General features: G+C 72.4%; 22 protein-coding genes. 12 read left to right on the top strand and 10 right to left on the bottom strand.

Annotated features, from left to right (window positions below):
* Positions 1–23: 23 nt before the first annotated feature.
* The 3 genes from ACLQ29_RS19530 to ACLQ29_RS19520 all read right to left on the bottom strand — a co-directional run bounded on the left by ACLQ29_RS19530 (position 24) and on the right by ACLQ29_RS19520 (position 3,622).
* Entirely contained in the window at positions 24–1,415 is a 1,392-nt protein-coding gene (locus tag ACLQ29_RS19530) for a hypothetical protein (protein WP_425772935.1), read from the bottom strand.
* A 175-nt stretch (positions 1,416–1,590) separates the two neighbouring features.
* Entirely contained in the window at positions 1,591–2,193 is a 603-nt protein-coding gene (locus tag ACLQ29_RS19525; protein ID WP_425772934.1) for a dihydrofolate reductase family protein, read from the bottom strand.
* Positions 2,194–2,356: 163 nt separating this feature from the next.
* Positions 2,357–3,622 carry a GDSL-type esterase/lipase family protein gene (locus tag ACLQ29_RS19520; protein ID WP_425772933.1) on the bottom strand — a complete coding sequence of 422 codons (1,266 nt, stop codon included), beginning with the start codon at positions 3,620–3,622 and terminating at the stop codon, positions 2,357–2,359.
* A 186-nt stretch (positions 3,623–3,808) separates the two neighbouring features.
* Between ACLQ29_RS19520 and ACLQ29_RS19515 the strand changes: the two genes are divergently transcribed.
* Positions 3,809–4,786: an aldo/keto reductase gene (locus ACLQ29_RS19515; RefSeq protein ID WP_425772932.1), complete on the top strand. Its 978-nt coding sequence runs from the start codon at positions 3,809–3,811 to the stop codon at positions 4,784–4,786.
* Here ACLQ29_RS19515 and ACLQ29_RS19510 read toward each other — a convergent pair.
* From ACLQ29_RS19510 to ACLQ29_RS19500, 3 genes are read right to left on the bottom strand one after another with little or no spacing between them, the layout of a single operon-like run.
* Positions 4,780–5,544, bottom strand: a complete 765-nt coding sequence (locus ACLQ29_RS19510; protein WP_425772931.1) for a YqjF family protein — start codon at positions 5,542–5,544, stop codon at positions 4,780–4,782. The two genes, ACLQ29_RS19515 and ACLQ29_RS19510, sit on opposite strands and share 7 nt — an antisense overlap.
* A gap of 37 nt (positions 5,545–5,581) precedes the next feature.
* Positions 5,582–6,739, bottom strand: a complete 1,158-nt coding sequence (locus ACLQ29_RS19505; RefSeq protein ID WP_425772930.1) for a winged helix DNA-binding domain-containing protein — start codon at positions 6,737–6,739, stop codon at positions 5,582–5,584.
* On the bottom strand, positions 6,736–7,869 hold the full coding sequence (locus ACLQ29_RS19500; protein ID WP_425772929.1) for an epoxide hydrolase family protein: 1,134 nt from the start codon (positions 7,867–7,869) through the stop codon (positions 6,736–6,738). The genes ACLQ29_RS19505 and ACLQ29_RS19500 overlap by 4 nt, the downstream gene beginning before the upstream one ends.
* Positions 7,870–7,931: 62 nt before the next feature.
* On the opposite strand from ACLQ29_RS19500, the gene ACLQ29_RS19495 reads away from it, so the two are divergent.
* From ACLQ29_RS19495 to ACLQ29_RS19480, 4 genes are all read left to right on the top strand, one after another.
* A complete protein-coding gene (locus ACLQ29_RS19495; RefSeq protein ID WP_425772928.1) occupies positions 7,932–8,900 on the top strand; it encodes a helix-turn-helix transcriptional regulator in 969 nt (322 codons plus the stop codon).
* A 94-nt stretch (positions 8,901–8,994) separates the two neighbouring features.
* Positions 8,995–9,918: an RNA polymerase sigma factor gene (locus ACLQ29_RS19490; protein WP_425772927.1), complete on the top strand. Its 924-nt coding sequence runs from the start codon at positions 8,995–8,997 to the stop codon at positions 9,916–9,918.
* A gap of 113 nt (positions 9,919–10,031) precedes the next feature.
* Positions 10,032–10,916, top strand: coding sequence for an alpha/beta fold hydrolase (locus ACLQ29_RS19485; RefSeq protein WP_425772926.1), 885 nt, complete (start codon positions 10,032–10,034; stop codon positions 10,914–10,916).
* Positions 10,917–11,027: 111 nt separating this feature from the next.
* On the top strand, positions 11,028–11,489 hold the full coding sequence (locus ACLQ29_RS19480; RefSeq protein ID WP_425772925.1) for a DUF5709 domain-containing protein: 462 nt from the start codon (positions 11,028–11,030) through the stop codon (positions 11,487–11,489).
* Positions 11,490–11,549: 60 nt separating this feature from the next.
* On the opposite strand, the gene ACLQ29_RS19475 is transcribed toward ACLQ29_RS19480, so the two are convergent.
* Positions 11,550–13,130 (bottom strand): DHA2 family efflux MFS transporter permease subunit, encoded by a 1,581-nt coding sequence (locus ACLQ29_RS19475; protein WP_425772924.1) that lies wholly within the window; start codon positions 13,128–13,130, stop codon positions 11,550–11,552.
* Between the two features lie 517 nt (positions 13,131–13,647).
* On the opposite strand from ACLQ29_RS19475, the gene ACLQ29_RS19470 reads away from it, so the two are divergent.
* A complete protein-coding gene (locus tag ACLQ29_RS19470) occupies positions 13,648–14,286 on the top strand; it encodes an SDR family NAD(P)-dependent oxidoreductase (protein WP_425772923.1) in 639 nt (212 codons plus the stop codon).
* Positions 14,184–14,990 carry a helix-turn-helix transcriptional regulator gene (locus tag ACLQ29_RS19465; RefSeq protein WP_425773094.1) on the top strand — a complete coding sequence of 269 codons (807 nt, stop codon included), beginning with the start codon at positions 14,184–14,186 and terminating at the stop codon, positions 14,988–14,990. Before ACLQ29_RS19470 ends, ACLQ29_RS19465 begins: the two co-directional genes overlap by 103 nt.
* A gap of 5 nt (positions 14,991–14,995) precedes the next feature.
* On the opposite strand, the gene ACLQ29_RS19460 is transcribed toward ACLQ29_RS19465, so the two are convergent.
* Positions 14,996–15,826, bottom strand: a complete 831-nt coding sequence (locus ACLQ29_RS19460) for an AraC family ligand binding domain-containing protein (protein ID WP_425772922.1) — start codon at positions 15,824–15,826, stop codon at positions 14,996–14,998.
* Between the two features lie 50 nt (positions 15,827–15,876).
* Here ACLQ29_RS19460 and ACLQ29_RS19455 point away from each other — a divergent pair, with 50 nt between their 5' ends.
* Both ACLQ29_RS19455 and ACLQ29_RS19450 read left to right on the top strand, forming a co-directional pair.
* On the top strand, positions 15,877–16,299 hold the full coding sequence (locus ACLQ29_RS19455; RefSeq protein ID WP_425772921.1) for a DUF2000 family protein: 423 nt from the start codon (positions 15,877–15,879) through the stop codon (positions 16,297–16,299).
* Between the two features lie 142 nt (positions 16,300–16,441).
* Positions 16,442–18,055: a ricin-type beta-trefoil lectin domain protein gene (locus ACLQ29_RS19450; protein WP_425772920.1), complete on the top strand. Its 1,614-nt coding sequence runs from the start codon at positions 16,442–16,444 to the stop codon at positions 18,053–18,055.
* A 51-nt stretch (positions 18,056–18,106) separates the two neighbouring features.
* Here ACLQ29_RS19450 and ACLQ29_RS19445 read toward each other — a convergent pair whose 3' ends face one another.
* Both ACLQ29_RS19445 and ACLQ29_RS19440 read right to left on the bottom strand, forming a co-directional pair.
* Entirely contained in the window at positions 18,107–20,638 is a 2,532-nt protein-coding gene (locus tag ACLQ29_RS19445; protein ID WP_425772919.1) for an FtsX-like permease family protein, read from the bottom strand.
* A complete protein-coding gene (locus ACLQ29_RS19440; RefSeq protein ID WP_425772918.1) occupies positions 20,635–21,393 on the bottom strand; it encodes an ABC transporter ATP-binding protein in 759 nt (252 codons plus the stop codon). The genes ACLQ29_RS19445 and ACLQ29_RS19440 overlap by 4 nt, the downstream gene beginning before the upstream one ends.
* A gap of 146 nt (positions 21,394–21,539) precedes the next feature.
* Between ACLQ29_RS19440 and ACLQ29_RS19435 the strand changes: the two genes are divergently transcribed.
* The 3 genes from ACLQ29_RS19435 (at position 21,540) to ACLQ29_RS19425 (ending at position 24,484) form a co-directional block, all read left to right on the top strand.
* On the top strand, positions 21,540–22,733 hold the full coding sequence (locus tag ACLQ29_RS19435) for a sensor histidine kinase (RefSeq protein ID WP_425772917.1): 1,194 nt from the start codon (positions 21,540–21,542) through the stop codon (positions 22,731–22,733).
* Positions 22,730–23,368 (top strand): response regulator, encoded by a 639-nt coding sequence (locus tag ACLQ29_RS19430; RefSeq protein ID WP_425772916.1) that lies wholly within the window; start codon positions 22,730–22,732, stop codon positions 23,366–23,368. The genes ACLQ29_RS19435 and ACLQ29_RS19430 overlap by 4 nt, the downstream gene beginning before the upstream one ends.
* A 90-nt stretch (positions 23,369–23,458) precedes the next feature.
* Positions 23,459–24,484, top strand: coding sequence for a fibronectin type III domain-containing protein (locus ACLQ29_RS19425; protein WP_425772915.1), 1,026 nt, complete (start codon positions 23,459–23,461; stop codon positions 24,482–24,484).
* Positions 24,485–24,515 lie beyond the last annotated feature (31 nt).

The raw sequence follows: 24,515 nt of genomic DNA, 5'->3' as shown, positions 1-24,515 counted from the left end.
GTACCGGGGGGAGGGGTCCTCGGTCAGCCGCTTGTCGCGTGCCGCGTGCGTTGGCGGCGGCCGCCCGAGCGGCGGGGTTTCTCGGCGGTGGGGCCACGCCCCGCCTCGATCAGTCCGGCCCGGAACAGGCCGTGGGTGAGCCGCCGCTCTACGGCGGCCTCGAGTTCGTCGCGCAGGGCACCGTCGCGCAGCAGCGCCTCGGGGCCGAGCAGGGCCTCGACGGTGGCCAGCGCGGCGGCGGTGTCGCCGTGGTCGAGCCGCGCCCGCACGTCGGGTAGGCACTCCGGTTGTCGGTGCGCCTCGTCGATGGCCCGCAGGCAGGGCAGCGGGGTCCCGGTGAGCGCGGCCAGCAGCTCCTCCCGCCGGATCTCGGCCGGGCCGTGGTCCAGCGCGGTGAGCACCCCGTCGACCAGGCCGACGCGATGGGCAGCGCCTCGGCAGGGCACCAGGCGCGCCGCCGGGGTCCGATCCGACGCCGCCGGGCGGGTGGGCGCCTGACCTTCGGGCACCAGTGCCGCCGCGACCAGGGGATGCAGTCCGGCGGGCTCGATCAGGCCGGCACGCAGCAGCGCCAGATCGGGAGGTACCCAGGTCGCCGCGTCGGGCAGCACCGGCGGACGCGTCCCGCCCGCCGGCGGGCCGACCCGCGCCACGACCGACCGGCTGCCGTCCCCGCCCGAGGTCACCCCCGCTCGATCGCCGACCCGCAGGACCAGCCGGCGTCCGGTGCCGAGCCGCACCGCGACGGCCCCGCTGGTCCGGCCCTCGGCCCCGAGCAGGAGCGCCGCCTCGGCCGGCCACCTGTCGGTCGCGTACCGGTCCCGGTGCGCGCCAACAGTCGTCCCCAGCTCGTCGGGTGGAGCGGGGGCGAAGGCCCGGCCCGCACCTGATCGCGCCCGCAACTCTCCGGTCCGGCGCGCGTCGAACAGGTGGCGGTGCAGGTCGAGGCGGAAGCGCTGGTCGGGGTGGGGATGCGGGCCGGACCCGCGACGGGACTCGTCCCACAGCCCGAGGCTGATCCGTTGCCCGGCGTCGGCCCAGGCCGGTGGAGTGCGGGCCACCAGGTGCACCGCGCCGGCGGTGGGCTGCTCCGGGTCGTACCGGATCAGTGAGATGGTCAGGCCCGGACGCAGCAGACCATCGGGGGCGACCCTTGGCAGGTGCCAGCGCAGCAGGTCAGGGGCCAGGTGACGGAGGTCGGCCCGCAGCCGTGCCGCCAGCTCTCGACCGTGGCGGTGGGCGACCGCGCGCAGGCTGATATCGGCATCGACGCGCGCGGCGGCGCATGCCCCGCCCCAGTCACCGACCTGACGGCGAGCAGTCGCTAGCTCGATCATGGACGGCGGCACGGCGAACTCGCGTACGCGCCGCCAGAAGGACAGTCGAGGATCCGCATCCGCGGCCCGGGAATGCATCAGCACTCACCGTTCGCGGAATGGACCCCCAATCTGGAATGAGAGGAAGTGATCATCGCCGCGGAGCATACCGCCTGGCGCCCCGTGCCCGCCAGAGCCGGCGGTGGCGCGGAGAGCAGCGGACCGACGTCAGGTCGAGCGGGGACCGACCCGACCGGGCCGGTCCCCGAGGCGCTCAGGCCGTGGGGCGTACCCGGTAGGCCAGGTGGGTGACGCCGTCGCCCTCGACGACCCGCAGGGGGCCGTCGAGCTGAAGTGGGGCGATCCGCAGGTCGGCGAAGAGGGGAATGCCGCCGCCGAGCACCACCGGGACGAGATCGACGTGCACCTCGTCGAGCAGGCCGGCCTCGACGACCTGGGCTGCGATGGTGCCACCGTTGACGCCGACCTCCTTGTCACCGGCGAGCGCCTTCGCCCGGTCGATGGCGCTGGCGATGCCGTCGGTGACGAACACGAAGGACTCGTTCTCCGGCTCCCAGCCCTCCGGCACGCTGTGCGTGACGACCACGACGGGCACGTCCATCGGGTGCCGGCCGCCCCACCCCTTCGTCATGTCGAACAGTCGCCGGCCGACGACCAGCACGCCGGTCCGCTCGTTGAGGTCCCGCAGGTGCCGGGCGCTCGCCGCGGACGTCCGGAACGTCATCTCGGGGTTGGCCGTCGGCGTCTCGACGTCGCCGTTGCTGTACCACTGGAAGAGGTACTCGAAGCCACCGTGGGACGCGTTCGCGATGTAGCCGTCCAACGACATCGTCGCCCCGGTCGTCACCTTCGTCATCGATCCACTCCTTGGTCCGGGCCGTGTCAGCCTTCGGGTGGGACCGAGTTCTCCCCGGCCCTCACCCAGTGGTCGAAGCCGGCGCCGCCGCTCTCGACACGTTGCCCTGATTATTTTCTGACCTCGCTCCGACCGGAGCCCGCCGCCCGAGGGGCGATCGGGTTCAGCGGATCCGGGCGGCGACGGCGGCAGCGGCGACGCTCGCCCCGGCGTCGTTGAGGTGCAGGTGGTCGCCGTGGTCGTACGCGGGCCGCAGGGCGTCGGTGTCGGCCGGGTCGGCGAGGATCCGGTCGAGGTCGACGACGGCGTCGTACGCGCCGCTGGTGCGGATCCACGTGTTCATCTCGTCGCGGACCGCCTCGTTGCCCGGGGTGTCGTAGCCGGTCGCGTTCTTGATCGGCGGCACCGTGGCGCCGATGATGGTGATCCGGTGGGCGTGGGCGGCCCGGATCAGCGCCCGATGACCGTCGATGAGCTGCGCGGCGGTCACCACGGGCGACGCGCCACAGCCGAAGTCGGGAAAGCCGCCGCCACCGATGTCGTTGATGCCGATCAGGACGACAGCCGACCGCACGCCCGGCTGCCCGAGCACGTCGTGACGGAACCGGGTGACGCCCCGCTCACCGAAGCACGGCGAGTCGGCGAGCAGCTTGTTGCCGCCGATCCCGGCGTTCGCCACGGCCAGCGGACGGCCGGTGGCGACCAGGCGTTCGGCCAACTGGTCCGGGTAACGGTTGTCGGCACCCGGGGTGGAACCGTAGCCGTCGGTCAGCGAGTCACCGAACGTCACGACCGTGCCCCGGGTAGGGGGCGACCCGGCGACGTCCACCCCGGCCAGGTGGTACCACGACTGGCTGGTCTCGCCGGAGAACGCGGCGGCGCGGTGGTCGAAGCGGTGATCACCGGTCGCGCGGTACGTGCTGGTGAGTCCGTCCTGGTGGTAGGTCGCCGGGCCGGTGGCGTCGGCGAAGTACAGCGTCACGGTCAGCGCCTCCAACGCCCGTACCGGCAGGAGCACCGGGTCGGAGGTGGTCTCGGCGCCGACCGGCACGGTGGTCGAGCGCTGCCTGTCGAACGTGACCGGCAGCAGGGTGCCGGGCCGCACCGCCGCGCCGGCGTCCGGACGTCCCACGGTGGCGCCGGTCAGCCGCAGCGGTTGGCTGCCGTACCTGTTGGACACCCGGATCCGGATCAGGGAACCGGCGGCGCTGACCCGGACCACCTGCCGAACCGACTCGTTGGCGAAGCCGGGCACGGACCAGTTCGCGCCGAACCAGTCGTTGCCCGGTACGGGGTGGTGGTGGGCGACCGACCAGGCCGCCGACCAGGTGGCCGGCTGGTCGCGGCCGGCGCTCGCGGCGTTCGCCGGGGCGGCCGACGCGAACAGGAGCAGAGCGGTGAGTACGGGGAGGAGGCGACCTGTCGACATCGACACGGGATTGTCCCTTCGGGAAACCGCGGTGGGTGAACGGCCGCTCGCCGCGACCGATGTGGTTCACCCTGCGCCGCCCGCCTTACCGTTCGCTTACGGTGCTCTACCGAGCCACCACGGCCTACCGAGCCGCCCCGGCACGTCGGGTGCGCACCGCCCGTGCCGGGTCGTAGCGTGGGACGCATGCGAACCACCACGCTGGGCAGCGCAGGCCCCGAGGTCGGCGTCATCGGCCTCGGCTGCATGGGCATGACCCACGCCTACGACATCACCGGCCCGCGCGACGACGACACGTCGATCGCGGTCATCCACCAGGCACTCGACCTGGGCGCCACGCTCATCGACACGTCGGACGTGTACGGGCCGTACACGAACGAGGAGCTGGTCGGGCGGGCGCTGGCCGGCGGTCACCGCGAGCGTGCCGTCCTGGCGACGAAGGCCGGCCTGGTGGCCACCTCCCCCACCGGCGGTCCCGGCAACTCCCCCAGGATCGGCAACAACGGCCGCCCCGAGCACATCCGCGCCGCGATCGACGACAGCCTACGGCGGCTCGGCACCGACCACGTCGACCTCTACCAACTGCACCGCGTCGACCCGGAGGTGCCCATCGAGGAGTCCTGGGGCGCGATGGCGGAGATCGTCGCGGCAGGCAAGGCGCGGCAGATCGGGCTGTCCGAGGTGACGGTGAGCCAGATCGTGCGGGCCCAGGCGGTGCACCCGGTGGCGTCGGTGCAGTCCGAGCTGTCGCTGTGGACCCGCGACCCGCTCACCGAGGTGCTGCCGTACTGCGTCGAGCAGGGCATCGCCTTCCTGCCGTTCTCCCCGCTCGGTCGCGGTTTCCTGGCCGGCCGGTTCGCCTCGTACGACGATCTGCCCGCCGACGACTTCCGCCGTGGCCTGCCCCGTTTCCAGCAGGACGCGCTGCGCGCCAACCTCGCCATCGTCGCCCGGGTCCGGGAGATCGCCGACCGGGCCGGGGTCAGCCCCGCGCAGGTCGCCCTCGCCTGGGTGGTCGCGCAGGGTGACCAGGTCATCCCGATCCCGGGCACCAAGACCCCGAAGTACCTGGTGGACAACTGCGCCGCCGGCGACGTGCGGCTCGCCGCCGAGGACCTGGCCGACCTGGACGCGCTGCCGGCGCCGGAGGGCGGTCGTTACTGAGGCCGCGGCGGCCCGGCACCCCACGGCCGGGCCGCCACCGGCGGGCCGAACCTGACCCCGACACCGGGCGAGTAGAGAACGCTGACCGGCGGTCCGACCGGTGCCGGCAACCCGGCGGCGGCGACCAACTCGTCGTCCAGGTGCAGCAGCTCGGCCCGGTGCAGCGGCCAGCGCGGATGCCAGTTCGGCAGGTGCAGCGTGCGCCCGTGTGCCCGGGTGTGCAGGCCCCAGCGCGCGGTGACGAAGTGTTCCATCGGGGTCGGGTCGGCGATCGGCTCCGCCACCCGCACCACCATGCGGCTCGTCGTACCCGCCGGGCCCGGCCAGCGTCGCCGGCAGCGGTAGGTGCGGCGGTCGCCGTCGCGGGTCAACCGCATCGACGACCAGAGGTACGGCAGGCGCAGTGTCGCCCGCGCCACCAGCACCGGCACCAGGCGGGACGCGTCGAGCGAGCGGAACACCACCGCCCGCCGGCCGGTGTCGTCGACCGAGTAGAGCCGGACGTTTGTCTCGTCGAACGTGCCGAAATAGGGCACACCCGGACCGCGGCCGAAGCCGAGCCCGACCATCCGGAAGCCGATCAGGCCGACGAAGCTCATCCCGTCCATCGTGTCCGGACGGGTGCCGGCCGGCAGCAACGGCGCGACGATGTCCGGGGCGACGGCCCAGTGCAGGAAGGTGAGGTCCTCCCAGCGCTGCCGCAGGATCGCCCAGGGAAACGCCCGCCGGGGCGAGTGGTCGACCGGTTCGGGGTGCACGCCCTCATCCTGACGCAGGCGGTGGCCCGACGGGACCTCAGGCGTGCGGACCGACACTAACGGTGCCGATGGCCAGCGAAGCTGCGCCCTCCAGGATCTCGCCAACCCGTTCGGCCTCCTCCCCCAGCGCCCGCTGCCGGGCGGCACCGAGCGGCCGCAGCGGCTCGACGGTGACGTGGATCGAACGGCCGGAGCGCCGTTGATGCCACACGCCGGCGACCACCCCGTCCACCAGCAACACCGGATAGTTGCCGGCCTGGCCACCGGCGAGCGCCCGCTCTGCGGCGGCACCGGGAAAGAGCCGCTCGCGGGGATGGCAGCCGACCGCGTACGCGTCGAAGTAGGGCAGCAGCCGCAACCCGGACGGCCGGTCGTCGGGGAACCCGGTGTCGTCGGCGGCCACCCAGGCCCGGGTGCCCTGCACCGTCACCTCGGTCAGGTCCAGCGAGTCGAACAGCGACGTCGCCCACCCCGGCGGCACCGCCAGCCACCGCGCGAACTGTGCCGGGGTGGCTGGCCCGTACGCGTACAGGTAACTGCGGACGAGTGCGGCCAGGGCAGCCGGACCGGGCATCGGCGCGAAGTCGGGTAACCACCGGGTCGGGCTGGTGTACGTGGTGGCCCGACCACGGTTCGGGCCGAAGCAGATCACTCCGTCCCGGGTGGCGGCGGTCATCGCGGCGACCCACCGGGGCCATTTGTCCTGGAACGCCTCCATGACCAGGTCGCCCGCCCACGGGCCGGTACGGGCGACGATCTCCTCGGTCAGCTCCTTGGTGGTCAGGTCGGCCTCGGCGACCGCGTCAGCGATGGCCGCGAGGACCTGCTCGGTCTGCCGGGGCGTCAACAGGGCAGCGCTGCGCTCCCGCGTCGGAGCCGGCAACGCACTCAGCGCGCCGACCCACATCGGCAGGTCCGCCGCGGCGAGCAGGTGCACGGTTCCGCGCGGCCCACGGGTCTTGACCAGCGTGCGATCGGTCCACAGTGACCGGCGGACCAGGGCGCGGGTCGCGCCCGGCACCCGCAGCCCGATGGACAGCTCGGCGGCCGACGCGATCTGGGCGTGCGCACCGCACATTGCCGACACCACGTCGGCGATGCGGCCGGTGGGCGGTGCCGCGTCCGCCGCCGGTGCGGCGAGCCGGTGTCGCCGAAGACGTCGGGCGGACACCTGGGCCCAGCTCAGCTCGATCATCGCAGCCCCCTGAAGAACGTGCGGATGTCCGCGGCGTGCGCCAGCGGCTCGTCCATGGCCACGAAGTGGCTACCCGGGTTACCCTGCGGCCAGTGGACGATGGTGTTGTCCCGCTCGGCGATGCGGCGCATCAACGCGGACCCGCCACCATACACACCGGACGGCACCCGTCGCTGGCCGGTGGGCCAGGCGAAACTGCCATCCTCGGTGACGGTGAGCCGCTCGTACATGGGCCACGACGACGTTCCCGATGTGCCGGTGAACCAGTAGAGGCTCACATTGCTGAGCAGATGGTCCCGGTCGATGGCCAGCTCCGGCGTCGGCACCGTCATGGTGAACTCCTTGAACTTCTGCATCATCCAGGCCAGCAAGCCGACCGGCGAGTCGTTCCAGGCGTACGAGAAGGTCTGCGGCGCTGCTCGCAACAGGGCGTGATGGTCCACGCCACCGCTCATCCACAGTTGCATCTGCTCCCACTCGGCGCGTTCCGCCGCGCTCATGTCCGGCACGTCGGCGGCGGTCGGGAAGCCGAACCCACCGTCGACGTGCACGCCGACGACCTGCTCCGGTGCCACCGCCGCCACCCGCGGCGCAATGTACGCGCCGAGGTCACCGCCCTGGGTGCCGTAGCGGTGGTAGCCGAGGCGGGCCATCAGCTCCGCCCACATCCGGGCGAGCTGGTCGATCGTGAACCCGGCCGGCGGCGCCTGGGAGAAACCGTAGCCGGGCACCGACGGCACCACCACGTGAAACGCCTGGGTGGGATCCCCGCCGTGGGCACGCGGGTCGGACAGCGGGCCGACCAGATCGGTGAACTCCACCACGGAGTTCGGCCAGCCGTGCGTCAGCAGCAACGGCAGCGCGTCCGGCTCCGGTGAGCGGACGTGCAGCAGGTGCACGTCCAAGCCGTCGATCTCGGTGATGAGCTGGGGAAGGTCGTTCAGCCGCGCCTCGTGCGCGCGCCAGTCGTAGCCGTTCGCCCAGTAGTCGGTCAGGTCGCGCAGGTAGTCCACCGGCACCCCACGGCTCCAGCCGGTGCCGGGCAACGAGCGGGGCCACCGGGTGCGGGCGAGCCGGTCACGCAGGTCGTCGAGGTCCGACTGCGGGATGTCGATGCGGAATGGCGTCATGTCGGAAACGCTACGGCCCATATAGGACAGGTTCTGGCACACATGACTGGCATTCTGGAACCATGTCCGACACCCCCGGCCGGCTGCTGGGCCTGCTGTCACTGCTGCAGACCCCCCGCGAGTGGCCCGGCAGCGAACTGGCCACCCGGCTCGGCGTCAGCCTGCGCACCATCCGCCGCGACGTGGAGCGACTACGCGACCTCGGCTATCCGGTGCGGGCCACGATGGGCGCGATCGGCGGATACCGCCTTGTCGCCGGCAAGGCGATGCCACCACTGTTGCTCGACGACGACGAGGCGGTGGCGATCGCGATCGGTCTGCGCACCGCCGCCGGTCACGCGGTGTCCGGTATCGAGGATGCCTCGGTACGGGCTCTGGCGAAGCTCGAACAGGTGCTGCCGGCCCGGCTGCGTCACCGCGTCAGCGTGCTCGGGGCGGCCACCGAACCGCTGCTCACCTGGGGCCGTCCAACGGTCGACCCGGCGCACCTGAGCGCACTGGCCGCCGCCGTCAACGATCGGGAGCAACTGCGGTTCACCTACCGCCGTCGCGACGGAGTGGACACCGAACGGCTCGTCGAGCCGTACAAGCTGGTGTCGGCGGGCCGGCGCTGGTATCTGGTGGGCTATGACAACGACCGCGACGACTGGCGGATCTACCGGGTCGACCGGATCACCGACCTACGGCCGACCCGGACCCGGGTCGCCGTCCGGCAACTGCCGGCGTCCGACGCCGCCTCGTTCATGACGGAGAAGCTGCTGGAGCTGACACCCGTCTACCGGGCGGTGGTGACGCTGCACGCGCCGGTCGAGCGGATGGCGGGTCCGCTCAGTGGCACCGCCGTCGATCTGGAAGCGATCGACGCGACCTCGTGCCGGCTACGCAGCAACGCCGACACGTTGGAGTGGCTGGCGTGGCGCCTGCTGACCCTCGGTTGCGACATGGAGGTACACGAGCCGCCTGAGTTGATCGCGCACCTGCGGCAGATCGGCATCCGGGCGACCCGCGCCGCCAGCTCATCCGCAGCGTAGGACGGCCAACCGCCTGGGACATCGGCACGCCGGACCGCCGTACGCTTGATCGAGCACAAGCGTACGGAACAGGAGTTTCGGGGAGGAACTGGGCGTGGCGCAGAGCGACGCGGAGCTGGTGATGCTCGCGCAGCTGGGTGACGCGGCGGCGCTCGGTGCGCTGCTGGCCCGGCACGAGGCCGAGATGCGGGCCGTGGCGCTCAGCGTCCTCGGCTACGGACCGGACGCCGAGGACGCCGTGCAGGACGCGATGGTGGTGGCGTTGCGGCGCATCGGCGAGGTCCGCGACCCGGCCGCCGTCGGCCCGTGGTTGCGCGCCATCGTCCGCAACAACAGTCGGATGACGCTTCGCGGACCCAGGGCCGTCCCGGTCGCCGAGCCGGACTGGTTCGCCGGCCCCGCCGACACACCCACCCCGGAGGAGGCACTGGACCGGGGCGCGATGCGCGACTGGGTGTGGCACGCCGTCGGGCGGTTGTCCGAGGCGGACCGGCTGGTCACGCTGCTGCGCTACTTCAGTGACGCGTCCTCGTACGAGCAGATCGCGGCCGTGTGCGGCCTGCCGGTCGGCACCGTCCGCAGCCGCCTCAGCCACGCCCGCCGTGCGCTCGCCGGCGGCCTGCGCACGGCGGCGAGCGCCGCGCACGCCGACGTCGCCGCGTCGAGCGCGTCGCGGTGGCGGGAGGGCCGCGACATGATCGCCACCGCGATGGGTGGCGACTTCGACCGGGTCGTACGCGAGAGCTGGTGGCCGGACGCCGAGATGATCGTGCCGGGTGGCCCGCGCGGCGGCCGTGACCTGGCGGTCACCGGCATGAACCGCGACCTGACCGCCGGCGTACGCCAGCGGCTGCGCAACGTGGTGGCCAGCGGCGACGTGCTGATCTGGGAGACCGACCTGATCAGCCCGCCGGACGACCCGGAGCACTGTCCGCCCGCGGCGCTGTGGTTGCAGGTGCTGCGCGAGGGGCGGGTGCGCCAGCTCACCCTCTTCCACCCCGTGCCCGCGCTGCGCTGAAAGAAATTTCCCGCCCGAGCGAACTTTCCCGTCGACCCACGCATCTGGTCCGCGTCATGCACCAGTTGCCGTGCCGGCACACGCCGCGCGGATCTCGGATCGGGAGACAACTCATGGGTTCCACACGCCACGACGTCAGCGCCCTCGCACCGGGTGCCCACACCTTCACCGTCGACGGCGTCCGGCAGGTCTACCACGTCGCCGGCACCGGCCCGGTGTGCGTGGCGCACTCCGGCGGCCCCGGCATCGAGTGGGCCTACCTGCGGACGCCGGGCCTGGAAGAGCACTTCACGATGGTGTACGTCGAGCCGGTGGGGACGGGCGCCTCGGGGCGGCTCGACGATCCCAGCGACTACCGTCTCGACACCTATGTCCGGTTCCTCGACGCCGTCGTCGCGCACCTCGGCGAACCCCGGGTGTATCTCCTCGGGCACTCGCACGGCGGTTTCGTCATCCAGCGGTACGCGCTCGCACACCCGGACCGGGTCGCCGGTCTCGCCCTGTACGACACCTCGCCCGTCACCGGCGCCGAGTTCTGGGCCGAGGCGATGGCCGGGCTCGCCGCGTACCCGCAGCGGCACCCGGACCGGCCGGAGGCGGCGGCGATCCCGGCCGCCTTCGGGCAGATCGGCGCCGCCACCGACGACGAGTCGTTGGCGACCGCCCTGCGCGCCGCGCTTCCGGTCTACTTCGCGGACTTCTGGGGCCGACAGGACGAATTCGTACCGTTTCAGTCGGCTGTCCGGATTTCGTTGGCGCCGGCGAGCGCGCAGGACCCGGCGCCCTTCGACGTGCGGGAGAACCTGGCGGAGATCACCGCGCCGGCCGTGGTGATCGTCGGCGCGTACGACTTCATCTGCCCCCCGCGTCGCGCCGAGGAACTGCACGCGGGCCTCAAGGACTCGCGGCTGGTGCTGCTGGAGCAGAGCGGGCACTTCGCCCACATCGAGCAGCCGGCGCAGTTCACCGAGGCCGTGGTGGGGCTGCTCGCGCGCTGAACCGGCGCGACCCGAGGTCGGTTCGTCACAGCGGGCAGGCCGCGGCGTTCGCTGGCGTTGCACGGTCATAGGCTGGGCACTTTGGTGCACCGTGACGAAGAGGAGACCGCCGTGAGCCAGACCGAGCGGATGGATTCCGTCGACGAGTGGAACGTGGCCGAGGACGACGGCGTCCTGGACGCCTCCGACACCCTCGACGACGACCGGGTCGGCGACCCCCTCGACACCGGCATCGTCGCCGAGGACCACTGGACCGCTGCCAACCGGTTCGGCACGACGCCGGCCGAGGAGCGAGCGGGTGAGTCCCTGGCGCAGCACCTCGCCCAGGAAGTGCCGGATGTCGACCCCTACGCCGAGGGCGGCGACGACGAGGACGAGCTGACCCGCCGGGGGTACGAGAGCGAGGCCCGCGCTGGTCGCCTCGTCGCCTACGACGAGGGCGTCCGTGAGGACGACGAGGCCGAGTCGGTGGCCTGGGACGCCGGCATCGACGCGGGTGGGGCAAGCGCCGAGGAGGCCGCGATCCACGTGGTCGAGGACCCGGACGGGCCCGGCGACGGCCCGCTGCGCTGACGCACCGCGCCCGCCGCGCTCGCCACCCGAGGAGGTGCTGAGCGCGGCGGGCGCGTCGTTTCAGTGGATGACGACGGGCGTCCGGACCTGCTCGCCCTGCGGGTCGTCGAGTTTCGCCGGCTCACGTCGGCGCGGCAGCAGCGCGGCCGGGACGAGCGTGAGCACGACAAGCGCGAACGCGACCCAGAACGTGTTGGCGAACGACGTCGCGGCGAAGTCGAGCCCGCGCTGGATGAGCGACGGGTCCACCGGCATCTGCTGAAGCAGCTCCGGCCGCTGCTGGGAGGCGATGGCCAGCCCGGCCTCGGTGATCGGCTTGCCACTCGGATCCACCAGGCCGGGGATCGGCTTGGAGCCGTTCAGCTCGTTGGTGAGGATCACCGACATGACGGCGGCGCCGACGGAGCCGCCGATCTGTTGGAGGATGTTGACAAGCGTGGAGCCGCGCGCCACGTCGTTTGCCGACAACGTCCGCAGCGCCGAGGTCATGATCGGCATCATCGTGCCGCCCATGCCCAGGCCCATCACGAACAACGACCCGCCGAGCAGCCAGTACGAGGTCTGCGGGTCGACCTGGGTGAAGCCGAAGAACCCGACGACGATGAGCACCAGCGCGAACGGGACGGTACGCCCGATCGGCACCCGGTCGGCCAACGTGCCGGCGATCGGCATGGTGAGCATCGCACCGATGCCCTGCGGGGCCATCAGCAGACCGGCGGCAAGCGTCGTCTCGCCGCGCACCTGGAGGAAGTAGCTCGGGAACAGCAGGCCGGCGCCCATGAACGCGATGATGAACACGAACAGCGTCACCGACGCGATGGTCAGGCTGCGGTTGCGGAACAGCCGCAGGTCGAGCAGCGGGTGCCGGGGCTTGAACGAGTAGAGCACGAACGCCACCACAAGCGCCCCACCGACCAGCATCGGGGCCCACACCTTGGTCGCGGCGAAGGTGCCCGCCTCCGGCAGCGACGACACGCCGTAGAGGAAGAGCGCGAGGCCCGGCGAGAGCATCAGCATGCCGACGAAGTCGAACGACTCGGACGGCTCGGGGGCGTCCTTCGGCAGCGCCATCTGCGCGTAGATCAGGGCGACGACGCCGATCGGCAGGTTGATCAGGAAGATCCAGTGCCAGCTCGCGGTGTCGATCAGCCAGCCGCCGAGGATCGGGCCGCCGATCGGCCCGAGCAGCATCGGGATGCCGAGGACGGCCATCAGTCGGCCGATCCGGTGCGGCCCCGCCGCGCGGGTCATGATGGTCATGCCCAGCGGCATGAGCATGCCGCCGCCGAGACCCTGGAGCACGCGGTAGCCGATCAGCTCGCCGATCGTGTCGGCCGTGGCGCAGAGCCCCGACCCGATGGTGAACAGGGCCAACGCCACCATGTAGAGCCGTTTGGTGCCGAACCGGTCGGCCGCCCAGCCGCTGAGCGGGATCACGGTGGCGAGCGCGAGGGTGTAGGCGGTCATCGTCCACGCGACGCGGGCGTACGTCGCGTCGAACTCGCTCTGGAATGTGGGCAGCGCCACACTGACCACCGTCACGTCGAGGATCGACATGATCGCACCGAGGACGACGACGCCTGCCACCTTGAGCACCGCGGCGTCGAGTTTGTCCGATGTCGCGATGGATTGCTGTGTCACTAACTCTCCTGAAGTCTTCGATTGAGCGCCGGATGATGGGTGGTGGCGAGGTGCCGCGCCTGCACCGGCGCGTGACGCGACGTGCCGAGGCGACGACGCGCTGGCAGACTAACCGTCGGTTGTGACGGTTCGCTGCCGGGTTTTGTGACCGTTCGGAGGGCGCAATCCGATCGGTCATCCCATTGGAGCCGGATGTCGGGGTGTCGATCAGCGAGTAGCACTACTAGCTAGAGGCGGATCGCGGTCCGGATCAGCCCGGCGAGGGCCAGCGATCGACTGTGCGGTGGCCACGCGATCACCGTCGTCACGGGTGGCGCGTCCAGCACCGGCACGGCGACGAGATCGCGGCGCAGGTCGGCCCGGCACGACTCGGGCAGGACCGCCGACGTTCGGCCGAGCGCGATCAGCTGGTACAGCTGCGCGCCACCGATTCGCCTTGCCCGCCGATACCTGGAAGGTATCGACGCCCACCCAGGCGGTGTTGGCGGTCCATTGGGGCGCGGACCGGATCGGACGCATGAGCCAAACGACAATCGCGCTGGTCACCGGCGCGAACAAGGGAATCGGATACGAGATCGCGGCCGGCCTGGGCGCCCTCGGGTGGAGCGTCGGGGTCGGTGCGCGGAACGACTCGCGCCGAGAAGCCGCGGTGGAGAAGTTGCGGGTCGCCGGCGTCGACGCGTTCGGTGTGCCACTGGACGTGACCGACGACGCGAGCGTGGCCGCCGCCGTCCGGCTGGTCGACAAACATGCCGGCGGCCTCGACGTACTCGTCAACAACGCGGCGTCACCGGCGGTGTGCCCCAGGAGCTGGGCCCGGCGCGACCCTCGGCGAGGCGATCTCCACCCACGCCGGACCGCGCATCTCTACGGGTCGTGGCGTTGGCCACCGGGCGGCCCGGAACGCGCCGGTGGTCCAGGCTGTCCGCCGGCGGAACATCGCACCCGTGCCCGCCTGTTGCACCTGATGTGCCGGCTACCGCCGGCGTCCACCACATCCGACTCCGGGTGGAAGGATGAGACACCGTGGACCGCGCCCCGCTCGCCAGTTTTCTGCGCACCCGCCGCGAGGCCCTTCAGCCCGAGGACGTCGGATTGCCCCGAGGCCCACGTCGGCGCACCGGTGGGCTACGCCGCGAAGAAGTCGCCTTGTTGAGCGGGATGTCCACCGACTACTACAGCCGGTTGGAGCAGCAGCGGGGGCCGCGCCCGTCGGAGCAGATGCTCGCCGCCCTGGCCCGTGGCCTGCGGCTCACCCTGGCCGAACGGGACCACCTGTTCCAACTCGTCGGCCACGCCATCCCGCACCGGGCGGTGCGGGCCGACCACGTCAATCCGGGAATGATGCGGATCCTCGACCGGATGCCCGACACACCGGCCCAGGTGGTGAACCACCTCGGCGAGACCCTGGCCCAGACCGCCCCCGCCGTCGCCCTGCTCGGCGACGAGACCCGGCACACCGGGCTGGCCCGCAGCGCGCACCACCGCTGGTTCACCGACCCGTCGGCACGGCGGATGCGCCCGGCGGAGGACCACCACACGCAGAGCCGTCTGCTCGTGGCGAGCCTGCACGCCTCGTACACCCGCGACGGCCGGGGGTCACGGGCGGCGGCCCTGGTCGACGATCTGCTGGCCAGGAGCCCGGAGTTCGCCCAGCTCTGGCGGGAACACCCGGTGCCGGCCGACTCCTGCCCGTCGAAGCGCTTCCTGCACCCGGAGGTCGGGGCGTTGGAGTTGCACTGTCAGACCCTGGTGGACCCCGACGAGTCCCAGACGTTGCTGGTCTTCACCGCCGTGCCCGGCTCGGAGAGCGACGAGAAACTGCGGCTGCTCACCGTCGTCGGCGGCCAGCTCGTCTGATCGCGTCAGCCCTCGCCGGAGCGCTGGGCCGGTCGCCGCGTGCTCGGGAAACGCGCCGGGCTGACGCCCAGGTGACGCCGGAAGTGGCGGGTCAGGTGCGCCTGGTCGAAGAAGCCGGCCGCGACGGCGACCGCGGCGGGCCGCTCCCCGGTGAGGAGCAGGCGGCGCGCCAGCTCGACCCGGCGACCGGTCAGGTACGAGTGGGGTGGCACCCCGTGCACGTGGGTGAACGTACGGACCAGGTGGGTCGGGTGGGCGTGCAGCAGCTCGGCGGCCTCCCCCAGCGTGACGCCCTCGACGGTCCGGGCGTCCAGCAGCTCCCGCAGTCGGGCCGCGAGGCCACCCGCGGGCGGTGCGAGACTGACCGGGGTACGCCGGTGGAGCTGCCCGCGCAGCCGGTCCAGGATGAGCGCGAGCCGACTCTCGGCCTCGAACTCGTCACCGGGTGCGGCGAGCACCCGGTGCAGATGGTCGATCCGGTCGCGCAGCTGCGGGTCGGCCAGGTCCGGCTCGTCGACCGCCCGGCCGACCAGCTCGGCCCCGAGCGCCGAGGTGTCGAGGTACAGGACCCGTTTGCGGAAGCCGTTCGCGGTGGCGGAGCGGCCGTCGTGCGGCACGTACGGCGGCAGCAGGGTGACCGAGGTGCGCAGCGCGCCGTGCCGGTGTCGGTCGAGGTCGAAGCGGACCGCGCCGTCGTCGACGATCAGCAGCGTCCACACGTCGTGGACGTGCCGGGGATACGCGTGGTCCACGAAATGGGCGTGGAAGACCTCGGCGACCCCGGCTACCGCGGGTCGCCACGCGCTGACGTGCGAGCCCGGCGGGCGGGTGGCCACGCTAAGAACGTACAAGACCGGTAGGTGTCGCGGCGGGCAGGCTCGACGCCATGAGCGAACCCATCCGATTCCCCACCAAGATCGCGGTGCTGCTGCGCGACGACCTGGCGAGCTGGCAGCGGCTCAACGTCACGGCCTTTCTGGTCAGTGGCATCGCGAACGCCGTGCCGGAGCTGCTCGGCGAGGAGTACCGCGACGCGGACGGGACCGCCTACCTGCCGATGTTCGGCCAGCCGGTGCTGGTCTTCGCCGGTGACCGGGCGACGCTTGTCGGCGCACACTCGCGCGCCCTGGCCCGTGGGTTGCGGATGGCGGTCTTCACGTCGGAGTTGTTCGCCACCGGCAACGACCGGGACAACCGGGCCGCCGTGCGAGCCGTCGGCCGGGACAAGCTCGACCTGGTCGGCGTGGCGCTGCACGCCCCGCGCAACGTGGTGGACAAGGTGCTCAAGGGCGCGTCCATGCACCCTTAGGGCGTGTGTCAAAGCCCCTGGCCGGGGACTTTGACACACGCCCCAACAGCATCCGGGGCGACGAAGACATTGATATCGGTGTGTATGGCTGTAATGATTAACACACTTTACAGTTGTTTCGCCGCCCCGGAAGGACCCCCACATGGCGCGACGATTGGCCGGGCCCGCGCCCCGCCGCCCCCGCATCAGACTGACCTCCGCGCTCACCGCGGCCCTGCTCGCCGTACCGATCGGCCTGCTGGTCGCCGTCGCGCCGGCCGCCGCGGCCGCGACAGGCGCCATCACCGGGTACGGCGGCACGTGCGTCGACGTGGCCGCCGCGAACCCGGCCAACGCCACAGCCGTCCAGCTCTACACCTGCAACGGCTCGACCGCGCAACAGTGGACGGTCGGCGACGACGGCACGATCCGGGCGCTGGGCAAGTGCCTGGACATCGCCGCCGCCAGCACCGCCAACGGCGCGCGGGTGCAGATCTACGACTGCAACGGCACCGGGGCGCAGCAGTGGTCGTCCACCGCCGGGCAGGTGGTCAACCCCACCTCCGGCAAGTGCCTCGACGCGACCGGCCAGAGCGCCGCCGACGGCACCCCGCTACAGATCTGGAGTTGCACGGGCACCGCCAACCAGACCTGGACGCCGCCCACCGGCGGTGGCACCACGCCACCCCCGTCCGGTGGTTTCACGCACCCCGGCGTGCTGGTCAGCCGGGGGCAGCTCGACTTCGTCCGCTCTCGGGTGCAGTCCGGCGCGCAGCCGTGGGCGTCGGCCTACAGCCAGATGATGGGCAGCCGGTACGCCTCCCTCTCGCGCACCCCGGCTCCCCGCTCGGTGGTCGAGTGCGGGTCCTACTCCAACCCGAACAACGGCTGCACCGACGAGCGGGAGGACGCGATCGCCGCGTACACCGACGCGCTCGCCTGGTATGTCACCGGAGACGCCAGGTACGCGCAGAAGTCGATCCAGATCATGGACGCGTGGTCGGCGACGATCACCGCGCACACCGGCAGCAACGGCCCGTTGCAGACCGGCTGGGCCGCCTCGGTCTGGCCCCGGGCCGCCGAGATCATCAAGTACACGTACACGAGCTGGCCCAACGCCAACCGGTTCGCCACCATGCTGCGCACCGTCTACCTGCCGGTGGTGCGCAACGGCTCGAACAGCAACGGCAACTGGGAGCTGACGATGATGGAGGCGGCCGTCGGCATCGCCGTCTTCCTGGACGACCGCAGCGCCTACGACGCGGCGGTCACCCGCTTCCTCAACCGCACCCGGGCCTTCGTCTACCTGCCCGGCGACGGCGCGCTGCCGTACACGATGCCGGGCAGCGGCCTGGACACCAGTTCGGAGATCATCGGCTACTGGCAGGGTCAGTCCACATTCGTCGCCGGCCTCGCCCAGGAGACGTGCCGCGACTTCGTGCACACCGGATACGGGATCTCCGCCATCTCGCACGTCGCGGAGACCTCCCGCATCCAGGGACGGGACCTCTACCCACAGATCGGTGAGCGGCTGCGGCAGGCGCTCGGCTTCCACTCGCGATACCAGCTCGGCGAGGCGGCGCCCTCCTGGCTCTGCGGCGGCAGCCTCACCCGGGGCCTCGGCCCGATCACCGAGGTCGGCTTCAACGCGATGAGCAACCGGCTGGGCAACGTCATGACCAACACGCAGACGCTCACGCTGCAACAACGGCCGGCCGGCACCAACAACCTGTTCGTCGCCTGGGAGACGCTCACCCACGCCGACAATCCCAACTGACCAGGTCGCCGTGGGCCGGCACCACGAACCGGTGCCGGCCCACGGGGGTGCTCAGGTGTCGGCCCCCAGCGCCACCACCGGGCTGACCCGCGACGCCCGCCGGGCCGGCAGCACCCCGGCCAACGCGGTCAGCCCGACCAGCACCACGAACAGCCCGGCCAGCGGCAGCAGCGGCGCGGTCAGCGGCGCCTCGATCCCGAGGGCCCGCACCGCCAACCAGGCGTACGGGATGCCGAGCACCAGGCCGATCGTCGCGCCGATCACCCCGTACAGGCCGGACTCGACGGTCAGCATCGTGCGAAGGCCGGTCCGGGACAGGCCGATCGCGCGGAGCAGCCCGGACTCGCGGATCCGCTCCACCACCGACAGCGCGGTCGTGGAGCCCACGCCGACGACCGCGATCAACACGGTCAGGCCGACCAGGCCCACCGCGATCCAGACCAGGGTGCGCACCAACGCGTCGTTGCGGTCCCGTTCGTCGGCGAGCACGGTGAGGCCCACCCCGTCGCTGCCCCCGATGGCCTGGCGCAGCGCCCGCACGCCGGCGGTGCGACCGTCCTCGCCGGCGCCGGCCGCGTCGGCCAGCAGACCCGTGTACGCGGCCGGCACGCCGATCCGGTCCAGGTCGGCCGGATCGGCGAGGATGCCCGCGTGCAGCGGGCCGTCGCCGGGCAGGACGGCGGCCACCCGCACCTCGACCCGGCCAGCGGCGACGGCGAGCGTGACGGTGTCGCCGGCCCGCAGACCCGCGTCCCGGGCGACCCAACTGTTGAGCACGATCCGACCGGGGCCACGATCGGCCAGGGCGCCCTGGGCCACGTCCAGGTCACCGGTGCTCGGCAGCGCCGCCAGGTCCAGGTCGCTCGTCGGGTAACCGGAGTCGACGTCGCCGAGCTTGTCGGCGCCGCGCAGCAGCGTGGCGTCGCCGACCATCCGGTACGGCACCACCCGGGCCAGCGCGCCGCGCGCCGCCTCGGCCCGGGTCACCACGTCCGGCGGCAGCGTCTGACCGTTGCCGGTGACCTCGAAGTCGGTAGGCGCCGAGAGCGCCATCTCGCGGTCGGCGAGGATCTGCAACGACGCGCCGCCGATGACCACCCCGGAGATCAGGGTCACGCCCAGCGCGACCACGACGGAGACCGCGGCCGCCCGGCGCGGCGCCCCGCCGATCCCACCGACCGACATCCGCCCGAGCGGCCCGAGTTGGCGCAGCGGCCAACCCACCACGGCCAGCACCGGGCGCACCAGCAGCGGACCGAGGGCCACCAGCGCGAAGAACGCGAACGCGCCGGACGCGACGAGCAGCAGCAGTGGCCTCGACGGGTCGTAGGTCGACTGGTCCGGTTTCGGCAACCGGCTGATCGTGGCGACCGCCGCCAGGACCGCGCCGACGGCCAGGAGCAGCCCGAAGACCAGACGCGGCAGCTTGATGCCGCGCCGGCCGGCGGTGACGCTCGCCGTCCGCAGCGCCTCCAGCGGGGAGACCCGGGCGGCCGAGAGCGCCGGGGCCAGCACGGCCAGCACGGTGATCACCACAGCGCCGATCACCACCGCGACCGCCGCCGCCAGCGGCAGGCCGGGCGAGGACACCTCGTGGCCGGTGGCGCGCAGGATCACCGGCAGCGCGTACCCGAGGGTGAGAGCGCTGGCGACCCCGACGACCCCGGCGACCAGGCCGGTCAGGGCGCCCTCGGCGGTCAACGCGCCGACCAGGGTGCCCCGACTCGCGCCGACGGCCCGCAGAAGCGCGAGCTGCCGCATCCGCTGGGCGAAGACGATGCGGAAGGTCGAGGTGACCACGAGCGCCGCCGCGACGACCGCGATGGAGACGAACATGCCGACCAGGACGAAGAGCTTCCCGACCTGTTGCGCCGCCGCGTTGGCCTCGGCGTCGCGCACCTGCGCGCCGGAGCGGATCGGCTGGCCGGGGACCGCTGCGGTCACCCGTTGCCGGACGTCCTCCGTCGAGGTGCCGGGGGCCACGCGGACGTCGACGCGCTCCACCGTCGTCAGGTGCGCCCAGCCGATCACGGCGCTCTCCGGGGCGTACGCGTCGTAGCCGGCGTCGGCGGCGACGTCCACCACACCGGTCACGGTGAGCGGGGCGGGCGTGGTGAGTTCGCCGCCCGTACCGCTGGTGGTGGTGCCGACCGAGAGCCCGAGCCGCTCGGCGGTACGCGGGGTGATCGCGATCTCGCCCGGTTGGTCCGGGTAGCGTCCCTCGGTCACCCGGACCGTGGTCAGCGGGCCGGTGCCCGGATCGGACTGGAGGTTGAGGTACCCCTCGCCGATGGAGACCCCGGTCGCGACCCGGGGCACCGCCTCGGCCACCCCGGGTACTGCCCGGATCTTCCGCAGGTCCGTCACGGTGGGTGGCGGCACGTCGACGCGGCCGATCACCAGGTCGGTGACGGCCGGGGTGCCGCTGAGGTTGTCCCGCACGGTCCGCTCGGTGATCTGCTGCACCAGCACGGTGCCGAAGACGACGAAGGAGGCGACCAGGATCGCCAGGCCGGTCAGGATCAGCCGGCCGGGCCGTCGGGCGGCGGCGGTCGTCTGCGTACGCAGCACCGTCGCCCTCATGCGCGGGCCGCCAGCTCACGCAGCGCGTCGGTGACCGACACCTGGTCCGGCCTGTCGACCTCACCGGCGACCCGGCCGTCGGCGAGCAGCACCACCCGGTCGGCGTACGCGGCGGCGATCGGGTCGTGGGTGACCATGACGACGGTCTGGCCGAGGTCGCGTACCGAGTCGCGCAGGATGGTGAGCACCTCCGCACCGGAGCGGGAGTCGAGGTTGCCGGTCGGCTCGTCGGCGAAGACCACCTCGGGTCGCGCCACCAGGGCACGGGCCAACGCGACCCGCTGCTGCTGGCCGCCGGAGAGTTCGCTGGGCCGGTGGTTGAGCCGGTCAGCGAGGCCCAGCACCCGCACCAGGTGCGCGAGGAGTTCGGCGTCGGGGTGGCGGCCGGCGAGGTCCAGCGGCAGGGTGATGTTCTGTGCGGCGGTGAGCTGCGGCAGCAGGTTGAAGGACTGGAACACGAAGCCGATCCGCTCCCGGCGGACCCGGGTCAGCGTCCGGTCCGACTGGCCGGTCAGCTCCGTGCCGCCGAGCAGGACGCGGCCGGAGGTGGCGGTGTCGAGACCGGCGAGGCAGTGCATGAGCGTCGACTTGCCGGACCCGGACGAGCCCATGATGGCGGTGAACTCGGCCCGGCCGAAGCCGACCGAGACCCCGTCCAGGGCACGGACGGCGGTGTCGCCGCTGCCGTACACCTTCACCAGGTCGACCGCGGCGACCGCGGCGTGGCTGGTCTCCGGCGGGGCGTGGGTTGTCATTGTTCCTCCAGTGGCGTGCGATGTGGCCCGGAAAGCGTCGCCGCCACCGGCGGGTGGGCGCATCGGCCCGTGGCCGGGTATCGCCGGCGCCGGGTCTGTCTTTCGGCCGATCTGCGCGCGCCGCCCGCTGGCTACGCTGGGTCACCATGAGCACGCCGGATCTTCGACGTTTGTGGGTACGCCTGGCCCAGGCCGCCGGCCTGGTGACCATGGGGCTGCTCGCCCTCTTCGACCTCCGGTTCGGCGCGCCGGAGAGCAGGGCCGCTCTGCTGCTCCTGCTGGTGCGGATGGGGCTGGCGGTGGCGACGGTGCCGCTCTGGCTGCCGGTGCACCGGCCGGGTTCGCGGGTGGTGCCGCTGGCCGCGTTGGCGCTCGCCGGCGCCTCGCTGGCCGTGACCACGGCCGTCGTGTTCCTCTACGGCAGCAGTTACCTGATCGGCGGCAGTTGGGGGCTCGCCGAGTCGGCCGGGCTGATCGGGGTGGTCTTCGTGGTCACCCGCTGGGGCGCGCCCCGGCTCGCCCCGTGGGCGGCGGCGGCCGTCGGGCTGGCCGTCGCCGCGTTGCCGCTGCGCGCCGGCACCGAGAACCTGCTGGTGATCTTCGGGCTGCTCCAGGTGCTCGCCGCAGCCGGCGCCGCCGGGGTGGGGCTCTACCTGCGGATCATGGCGGCCGGTCGGGACCGGGCGATCGCGCTGGTACGGGCCGAACAGCGCGCGGAGTTCGCCCGTGACCTGCACGACTTCATCGCCCACCACGTGACCGGCATCGTGGTGCAGGCGCAGGGAGCCCGGTTCGTCGCCGAACAGGACCCGCAACGGGTGATCGTCGCGCTGGAGCAGATCGAGCGGGCCGGCACGGAGACGATGGCCTCGATGCGCCGGATGGTGGGGATCCTGCGTAACCCGGACACCCCGCCGGACGCGCCGTTGGCCCCGCTGGCGGGCGTGGCCGAGTTGCCGCCGCTGCTGGCGGGCTTCAACGGCACGGCGAGCGCCCCGGCACGCCTGCACGTCGACGGCGACCTGGACGGACTGCCGGTGGAGGTCTCGACCTCGGCGTACCGGGTGGTGATGGAGGGTCTGACGAACACCCGCCAGCACGCGCCGGACGCCCGTTCCGTCGACGTCGCCGTGCGCCGTACCCAGGACTGGTTGCTGGTCCGGGTCGCCGACGACGGTGCGGCCGGGCGCACCGCGCCCGCCCGGGGGCACGGCTTCGGCCTGATCGGCCTGACCGAGCGGGTACGCGCCCTCGGCGGCACGATCACCGCCGGGCCCGGCGTCGCCGGCGGCTGGGTGCTCGACGCGGCGTTTCCGCTGCGGACGGCGGTGGGGCGATGATCCGGGTGTTGGTCGCCGACGACCAGGCGATGGTCCGGACCGGTTTCGGCATGATCATCGGGGCCCAGCCGGACATGGAGGTGGTCGGCGAGGCCGCCGACGGGGTGGTCGCCGTGGAGTTGGCCCGGCGGCTACGCCCGGACGTCGTGCTGCTGGACATCCGGATGCCCCGTCTCGACGGGCTCGAAGCACTGCGGCTGATCGCCGGGCCGGGCGTCGCCGACCCGATCCGGGTGGTCGTGGTGACGACCTTCGACCTCGACGAGTACGTGCACACCGCGCTCGCCAACGGCGCGTGCGGTTTCCTGCTCAAGGACTCCGGCCCGACGCTGCTGGTGGAGGCGGTCCGCGCGGCCGTGTCGGGTGACGCGCTGATCAGCCCCTCCATCACGGTACGGCTGCTGGAGCACCTCAGCTCGCCCGCCCCGGCGCGCGGCGACACCGGGCTGTCACCACGGGAACTCGACGTCGTGAAGCTCGTCGCCCGGGGCCTGACAAACGCCGAGATCGCCGCCGGGCTCTTCATCGCCGTCGGCACCGTCAAGACCCACCTGGCCAGCGTGCAGATGAAGCTCAAGGCCCGCAACCGGGTGGAGATCGCCGCGTGGGCCTGGGAACGCCGCCTCGTCGGCTGAGGGGGACAGCGACGCGACCGCCACTGGCCTACCATCGTCATCAGTCGATGACTGGTCCGCTGCGGTCACCCGAAAGCGAGGCGATCAACCATGCGCGATCATCTGTGGCGCGGCGTCCGGTCCAGGGCCGCCGCACTGGCCGCCTGCACGCTCACGGCGGTCCTGGTGGCGACGGGCGCGACCCCGGCACTCGCGGCTGCCGCCGACACCGAGCCTCCCACCACCCCAGGCCCGATCACCGTCGCCGCCATCGACGCCACCTGGGTCGAGCTGACCTGGGCTGCCTCGACCGACAACGTGGGGGTGGTCAGTTACCCGGTCTCCGCGCAGTTCGAGGACAACGGCAGGACCTGGTCGACCGACACCAACAGCATTCGGCTCACCGACCTGCAGCCGTCACGCACGTACACCTTCTTCGTGAGGGCGCTGGACGCGGCCGGCAACAGCTCAGCGTCGACCGGGCCCCTGCGGTTCACCATGTCACCGGGGGACGACCAACCGCCGGGCGCGCCGGGTCAACCGGTGGCGCTCGACGTCACCGCCACCTGGGTTCGGCTGCGCTGGGCGCACTCGGTGGAGAACGGGGCGGTCGAACGGTACGAGGTGTTCCGGGTGGACGCCGGCGGCGCTCTCACCCTGGTCCGCGATGTTTCCCAGTACCCGCCCGTCAACAGTGCCCAGATCAGCGGGTTGACGCCGAACACCACGTACACCTTCGTGGTGCGGGCGCGCGACGAGGTCGGACTCCTGTCCCCACTGTCGGCCCCGGTCACCGTCACCACCCTGCCACCACCGCCGAGCTGCGAAGTCCGGTCCGTGGTGCGGCAGTGGTCGGACGGCTTCGTGGCGCACCTCGCCGTCAAGAACACCGGCACCACTGCGGTCAACGGGTGGACGATGACGTGGCGGTTCTCGGCCAGCCAGAAGGTCCACGGCATCTGGGGCGCGAAGGTCGTCGACCGCCCCAACTACGGCCTCCTGCGGGTGGGCAACACCGGCCGCAACACGGTGATCCCGCCGGGCGGCACGGTGTCGCTGGGGCTCGTCGCCTCCGGCACGCAACTGCCGCAGGAGATCACGCTCAACGGTGGCCTCTGCGTGGTGGCAGACGAATAACGCTCGGCTCCGGGGTCTGGCGCCAGTCGCG

The sequence above is a fragment of the Micromonospora sp. DT228 genome (assembly GCF_049841595.1).
Classification (GTDB): domain Bacteria; phylum Actinomycetota; class Actinomycetes; order Mycobacteriales; family Micromonosporaceae; genus Micromonospora.
Note: the sequence above shows the minus strand (reverse complement) of the source record. Positions and strands in the feature narration are given on the sequence as shown.